The following is a 6,521-nucleotide window of genomic DNA, read 5'->3' on the forward strand; positions in this document are numbered from 1 at the left end:
GATTTTAAAGGTGAATGCTTTCACCAGCAGGGGGATATCTTCCGGGCGTTCGCGCAGCGGCGGGAGTCGGATCGGAAAAACGTTGAGGCGGTAGTAGAGATCGCTACGAAACTCGCGATCCTCGACCATTTTTTTCAGGTCACGGTTGGTGGCGGCGATCAGGCGCACGTCGGTCTGGATCAGCTTATTGCTGCCCAGACGCTCAAATTCCTGTTCCTGTAAGACGCGCAGGAGCTTAGGCTGTAATTCCAGCGGCATGTCGCCCACTTCATCCAGGAACAAAGAACTTTTATCCGCCAGCTCAAAGCGGCCAATGCGCTGCGCACTGGCACCGGTGAAGGCGCCGCGTTCGTGACCGAACAGGTCACTTTCCAGCAGGCCAGCGGGCATGGCGGCGCAGTTCATCTTCACCATCCGGCGTGCGTTACGCCCACTCAGATTGTGGATTGCGCGGGCAATCAGCTCTTTCCCGGTGCCGGTTTCACCGAGGATCAGCACAGTGCTGTCGCTCTGGGCCACCATCTCGACCTGCTTGAGCACGCTGTACATCGCATCGCTGCGCCCGATGATTTCACCAAACTCGCTGTCGACATTGTTGAGCTGTTCGGTAAGCGCCAGGTTTTCATCCACCAGCCGCTCTTTCAGCCGATGGATTTCCTGATAGGCGAGGGCGTTGTCCACGGCGATGGCGACGCGCCCGGCAATCTGGCGTAGCAGGTTCAGGTTAGCGGTGGTAAACACTTTTTCTTCACACTGCGCCAGCTTGAGTACGCCGAGCATGGTGTTGCCCGACATCAGCGGTAGCAGGCACAGCGTCTGAATCTGGTTGCCCCACGTATCGAACAGCATGCGTTCATAGGGGGCCAGCGCGTCCCGTTCGTTCAAGTTTATCAGCAGCATCTCTTTGCTTTTAAACACCCGTTCCGTCAGAGTGCCAGCTTCATCGACTTCGCTTTGTTCGTGTGCGGGATGATTTTCATCGAGGTAGTGAGTGGAGTAAATGCTGAGCTTATTTTTACGGTGGCTACGCAGGACAATGCTGATGTCGTCGATGTTGAAATAGTGATGGATCTCTTTGGCGACTTCACTTACCAGCTCATCCATGTCGAGCCGGGAGAGTACGGCGTTAGTGATGGCGACCAGAATACGAAAGTTGTCGCGTTCGCGGCACAAGAGATCGTAATCGACGTTGTTCGTGACCCTGCACTGAATTTGCTCCGCCACCACGCCGACAATCTGGGTGAAGGTTTGCAGACGCTCGTACTCTTTTTCGCTCCAGGGGCGATCGTCGTTGCGGATAAATTCGCAGCCGCCAAAAATGCGTCCATCCGCCGCCAGCGGCAGCAGGCAGTAGTGGCCGAATGGCGGGTAAAGGCCGCCAGCAGCCAGTTGCGGCCAGGTTTCTGAAAACTCGTGATAATTGCAGTGCAGGGCATCGGGGCGAGAGAGAATACGGCGGATCGGGCCGTGGGCCAGCACGGTTTCATCTTCGTAGATAACGGGTTTGCCGTTATCGCGCGTGGCGTACCAGGACGCCCGCTGTGTCTGCGCTTGCCACAACACAATCGCCGCGCTGTCGGCAAGCGCCGAGCGCTTTACCAGTTGCGAAAGCGCCTCGCTTAACGATTGCAGGTCGGGCTGCTGTAACAATGTGCGAGTGATGTCGAACAATCCTTGCTGCCCGAGATCGCTCATCGGTGTATACGACATATTGCTTTTCCAGGAAAGTACCGCTGCGCGGTGCAAAAAAAGAAATTAAATTATAGGTATAGACACTCGACTTCCGCCGGGTGTCGACAAAAAACGCCTTATCCGGCCTACGGTTCGAACAGTTTGTGTGAGTTGAATAACGGCGAAAACGCCTTATTCGACCAACGGTTCAACCGATTGTGTAGGCTGGATAAGGCGACGCCGCCATCCGGCATAATGACGGACTTAACAGATCCGCGGCAGCGGTTCTGCATGCGGTAAATCCAGCGTGCGCTTCACGCCGTAAAGACCGGCCAGACGCACACCTTTACGTTCGACCACTTCGCCAATCAGTGCCGCATCGCGCCCCAGCGGATGGGCATGCAACGCCGCCAGCACCTGCCCGGCCGCCTGACGTTCAACGGCAATGACCAGCTTGCCTTCGTTTGCGAAGTTAAGCGCATCCAGACCCAGCAGTTCACATACTCCACGAACGGCAGGTTTCACGGGAAGTGCGGATTCGGACAGCTCAATGCCAAAACCGCAGGCGGCGGCAAACTCATGGGCGACCGCGTTCACGCCGCCACGCGTCGCGTCGCGCAGGGCTTTCACGCCGGGGATATCGCGCAACGACTGAATTAGCGGCGTTAATACCGCGCAGTCGCTGACCAGTTCGCCATCCAGCCCTAACTGTTCACGCAGATTAAGAATAGTGGCGCCGTGATCGCCCAGCGTACCGCTGACCAGCAGCACGTCGCCCGCTGACAGGGTTTGTGCACCCCAGTGAATATTGGCCGGAATCGCCCCCATGCCTGCGGTGTTGATGAACAATTTGTCCGCTGCGCCACGTTGAACAACTTTTGTATCGCCGGTCACAATCGCGATATTGGCCTCACGCGCGGTGGCGGCCATGCTGTTTACCACGCTTTTCAGCGTCTCCATCGGCAGTCCTTCTTCGAGGATAAAGCCGCAGGAGAGATAGCGTGGAATTGCGCCGCTGACGGCGACGTCATTGGCGGTACCGCAGATCGCCAGCTTGCCGATGTTGCCGCCGGGGAAAAACAGTGGGTCAATGACGTAGCTGTCGGTGGAGAATGCCAGCCGATCGCCTTCAGCGACCAGTTGCGCCAGCTCAAGCCGCGCCTGATCTTCCTGCTCCGCCAGCCACGGGTTAGCGAAGGCTTCCATAAACAGACTGTTAATCAGTTGCTGCATGGCCTGACCGCCGCTACCGTGGGCGAGTTGTACGCTGTTCATGCTTCACACTCCTGCTGACGATACTGATACCAGGCGGCGCATGCGCCTTCTGAAGAGACCATCAGTGCGCCGAAGGCGGTCTCTGGATTACAGGTCTTGCCAAACAACGGGCACTGATGCGGTTTACATTTCCCGGTCAGCACGTCGCCGCAGCGGGCGCGCGGGTCGTCGTAAACCTGCTGAGGTGCCGGTCGGAAATGCGCTTCGGCATCAAAACGCTGATAGTCAGGCGTCAGATGCACGCCGGAGGATTCAATCACCCCCAGGCCGCGCCACTCGCTGTCGCCGGTGACGCAAAATACGTCGGCAATAGCCTGTTGCGCCAACAGGTTGCCGGCGTCTGGCACCACGCGGCGATACTGGTTTTCGACCTGGCTGTGGGCCGCTATTTTCTGCTCAACCAGCATCACGACGCCTTGCAGTAGATCAAGGGGTTCGAATCCAGCGACCACCAGCGGACGATGAAACTCACTGGCAATAAAATGATAGGCGTCGGTACCGATCACCATACTAACGTGACCTGGCGCGAGAAACGCGTCGATGCCGTTATCGGGCTGTTCCAGCAGGCTGCGCAGGGTCGGAATGAGCGTGATGTGCTGACAGAAGAAGTAAAAATTCTGCACGTCGCGCAGTTTTGCCTGTTGCAGGGTAATGGCGGTGGTCGGCATGGTCGTTTCAAAGCCGAGGCCGAAAAACACGACTTTACGCGTTGGGTTTTCCTGCGCCAGTTTGAGCGCATCCATCGGCGAGTAGACAATGCGAATGTCCGCACCGCGCGCTTTCGCCTGCAACAGCGAACCTTGTTTCCCCGGCACGCGCATGGCGTCGCCAAAGGTACAGAAAATCACCTCCGGATGGCTGGCAATTTCAATGCAACTATCGATACGTCCCATCGGCAGTACGCAGACCGGACAACCCGGGCCGTGGATAAACTCCACGTTATCAGGGAGCAACTGGTCGAGACCAAATTTGAAGATCGCATGCGTATGGCCGCCGCAGACTTCCATAATGCGCAGCGGACGTTCGGCGGTATACGGCAGATGCGCGGCACGTTCACGCAGGTGTTCAATCAGTAGCATCACCTGTTCCGGCGCGCGGTATTCGTCAACAAAACGCATTATTTTTCCTCGCCATACAGCAAAGCGCCGACATCCGGCTCAACATCAAACATGTTCTGGAGCGCATCGAGCGTGTCGCGCGCTTCGGCTTCGTTAATCACGCTCATGGCAAAACCGACGTGGACCAGTACCCACTGGCCCAGACGAGGTTCGCCGTGCTTATCACAACTGCCGACCAGCGTCAGATCGACGTCGCGCTGAATGCCGCAAACGTCGACTTTCGCCAGGTTACCTTCGATAGTGCGGATTTGGCCGGGAACGCCTATGCACATCGCTGTGCCTCCAGCCAGTTCAGCCACTGATCCATTCCTTCGCCGCTGGTGGCGGAAATCAGGATGATCTCGATATCCGGATTAACTTCCCGGGCACTGGCAATGCACTTCTCAACGTCGAAATTCAGGTACGGTAGCAGATCGACTTTGTTGAGCAGCATCAGCGAGGCGGCGGCGAACATATGCGGGTATTTCAGCGGCTTGTCTTCGCCTTCGGTGACAGAAAGTACCGCCACTTTATGGCGTTCGCCGAGATCAAAACTCGCCGGGCAGACGAGGTTACCGACGTTTTCGATAAACAGAATGCCGTGGTCTTCCAGCGGCAGACGCGGCGCGGCATCGGCAATCATCTGCGCATCGAGGTGACAGCCTTTGCCGGTGTTGACCTGAATGGCCGGAGTGCCCGTGGCGCGAATGCGTGCGGCGTCGTTGACCGTCTGCTGGTCGCCTTCAATGACGGCGCACGGGACGCTGTCTTTCAGCTTCATCAGCGTTTCGGTAAGCAGAGTGGTTTTACCGGATCCTGGGCTGGAGACGAGGTTGAGCACCAACTGTTGGCGCGCGGCGAAGCGGGCGCGGTTGCGCTCGGCCAGACGGTTGTTTTTATCCAGCACGTCGATTTCTACTTCCAGCATACGCCGCTGGCTCATGCCTGGCGCGTGGGTGCCGGCTTCACCGTGACCGTAGTGCAGATCGCCTTCTTCCGTCTGGCTCGGGGTGAATTCGGACGTTTTTATGCCGGTAATATTCAGCGCCGGGCGAGCTGCCGGGGCAAAAGGCGCGCTGCGAAACGCAGAATGAGGGTTATGCTCATCACCCTCTATATAAAGGTTGCCTTCAGCGCAACCGCATGTTGTACACATCGCTCACTCCTGATCTATTTCTATTCGTCGAATCTGTAATCCGTCATCGGCCACGATTTGCAGCGTGTCGCTATTGCATTGCGGGCAACGGCGTACGCGTTGGGTCAGTAAGGTGACGTATTGCTGACAGGATTCACACCAGCATTCGGCTTCTTGTTCCTCGAGGTGCAGTTTACAACCTTCCGCAACGGTGCCACGGCATACCAGATCAAAACAAAAGGAGAGAGCACTGGTTTCTACGCAAGAAAATGCGCCAATTTTGAGCCAGACCCCAGTTATCCGTTTTGCGCCGTGCGCGACGGCCTGTTGTTCGATCAATTCCAGTACCCGCTGGCAAAGGGTAATTTCGTGCATAGTGCCTCCCGATATGATGGGCAGTGATAAGCAATAACTATGCCAGCCTGAAAGTTGGGGGCATTTGTCGATGACGATGATGACGAAATGACATGTCATTCGGGCGTCGACAGCCGTCTTTTATTTTTAAATTCATTAAAAAACAAATGGTTGAAAACTGGCATGGAAAATGCTTATGGCAGGCTATCTCTGTTAAACGGGTAACCTGACATGACTATTTGGGAAATAAGCGAAAAAGCCGATTACATCGCGCAGCGGCATCGTCGCCTACAGGACCAGTGGCATATTTACTGCAATTCGCTGGTTCAGGGGATCACCCTGTCGAAAGCGCGTCTGCACCATGCGATGAGCTGCGCGCCGGATAAAGATCTCTGTTTCGTACTGTTCGAACACTTTCGCATCACCGTCACGATGGCGGAAGGCTTCAACAGCCACACCATTGAGTATTACGTCGAAACAAAAGATGGCGAAGATAAGCAACTGATTGCACAGGCGCAATTGAGCATTGACGGAAAAGTGGACGAGCGGGTCAGCAACCGTGAGCGTGAGCAGGTGCTGGAACACTATCTCGATAAAATCGCCAGCGTTTATGACCGACTGTATGCCGCTGTTGAAAGCGGGTCGCCGATCAATCTGAGCCAACTGGTGGCGAGACAAAATCCGGCGGCCTGACCACAGCGTTTTACGTCGTGACGTCGTCTCATGGGTTGTCACGACGCTTTAAGGGACAGACGTGTCGAACAGTGTCGAAAATGACATTTCATCGGCATGTTTTCGTCAAAAATGACTATCACCTGAGGAATGCCTGGTGAATCGTTTTGTAATTGCTGACTCCACGCTCTGTATCGGCTGCCACACCTGTGAGGCCGCCTGTTCAGAGACGCATCGCCAGCACGGCCTACAGTCTATGCCGCGCCTGAAAGTGATGCTGAATGAAAAAGAATCTGCGCCGCAGCTTTGCCACCACT

The 6,521-nt window shown here is 56.0% G+C and carries 7 protein-coding genes and 1 pseudogene; 2 read left to right on the forward strand and 6 right to left on the reverse strand.

All coding sequences use genetic code 11. From position 1 onward, the window contains the following. The 6 genes from flhA to hypA form a co-directional block, all read right to left on the reverse strand. On the reverse strand, positions 1-1,710 hold a 1,710-nt coding region (gene flhA, locus AB7E14_RS18635), incomplete at its 3' end, for a formate hydrogenlyase transcriptional activator FlhA (RefSeq protein WP_428169783.1). Positions 1,711-1,935: 225 nt separating this feature from the next. Beyond that, positions 1,936-2,946 carry a hydrogenase maturation carbamoyl dehydratase HypE gene (gene hypE, locus AB7E14_RS18640; protein WP_044326759.1) on the reverse strand — a complete coding sequence of 337 codons (1,011 nt, stop codon included), beginning with the start codon at positions 2,944-2,946 and terminating at the stop codon, positions 1,936-1,938. Continuing rightward, the gene (gene hypD / locus AB7E14_RS18645; RefSeq protein WP_316962019.1) at positions 2,943-4,064 is read right to left on the reverse strand and encodes a hydrogenase formation protein HypD; all 1,122 of its coding nucleotides are present in this window, start codon (positions 4,062-4,064) and stop codon (positions 2,943-2,945) included. Before hypD ends, hypE begins: the two co-directional genes overlap by 4 nt. Then, positions 4,064-4,336 (reverse strand): HypC/HybG/HupF family hydrogenase formation chaperone, encoded by a 273-nt coding sequence (locus tag AB7E14_RS18650; RefSeq protein WP_316962158.1) that lies wholly within the window; start codon positions 4,334-4,336, stop codon positions 4,064-4,066. The genes hypD and AB7E14_RS18650 overlap by 1 nt, the downstream gene beginning before the upstream one ends. Further along, positions 4,327-5,199, reverse strand: a complete 873-nt coding sequence (gene hypB / locus AB7E14_RS18655; protein ID WP_042999585.1) for a hydrogenase nickel incorporation protein HypB — start codon at positions 5,197-5,199, stop codon at positions 4,327-4,329. Before hypB ends, AB7E14_RS18650 begins: the two co-directional genes overlap by 10 nt. Before the next feature lie 3 nt (positions 5,200-5,202). After that, entirely contained in the window at positions 5,203-5,553 is a 351-nt protein-coding gene (hypA, locus tag AB7E14_RS18660) for a hydrogenase maturation nickel metallochaperone HypA (RefSeq protein WP_316962018.1), read from the reverse strand. 210 nt (positions 5,554-5,763) lie between these two features. On the opposite strand from hypA, the gene hycA reads away from it, so the two are divergent. Both hycA and hycB read left to right on the forward strand, forming a co-directional pair. Then, complete coding sequence (gene hycA / locus AB7E14_RS18665) at positions 5,764-6,225, forward strand: formate hydrogenlyase regulator HycA (protein ID WP_042999586.1); 462 nt, start codon at positions 5,764-5,766, stop codon at positions 6,223-6,225. A 136-nt stretch (positions 6,226-6,361) separates the two neighbouring features. Further along, positions 6,362-6,521: pseudogene (gene hycB / locus AB7E14_RS18670) on the forward strand (formate hydrogenlyase subunit HycB); the annotation flags it as partial.

The organism is Citrobacter sp. (genome assembly GCF_050252275.1).
Lineage (GTDB): Bacteria > Pseudomonadota > Gammaproteobacteria > Enterobacterales > Enterobacteriaceae > Citrobacter_A > Citrobacter_A amalonaticus.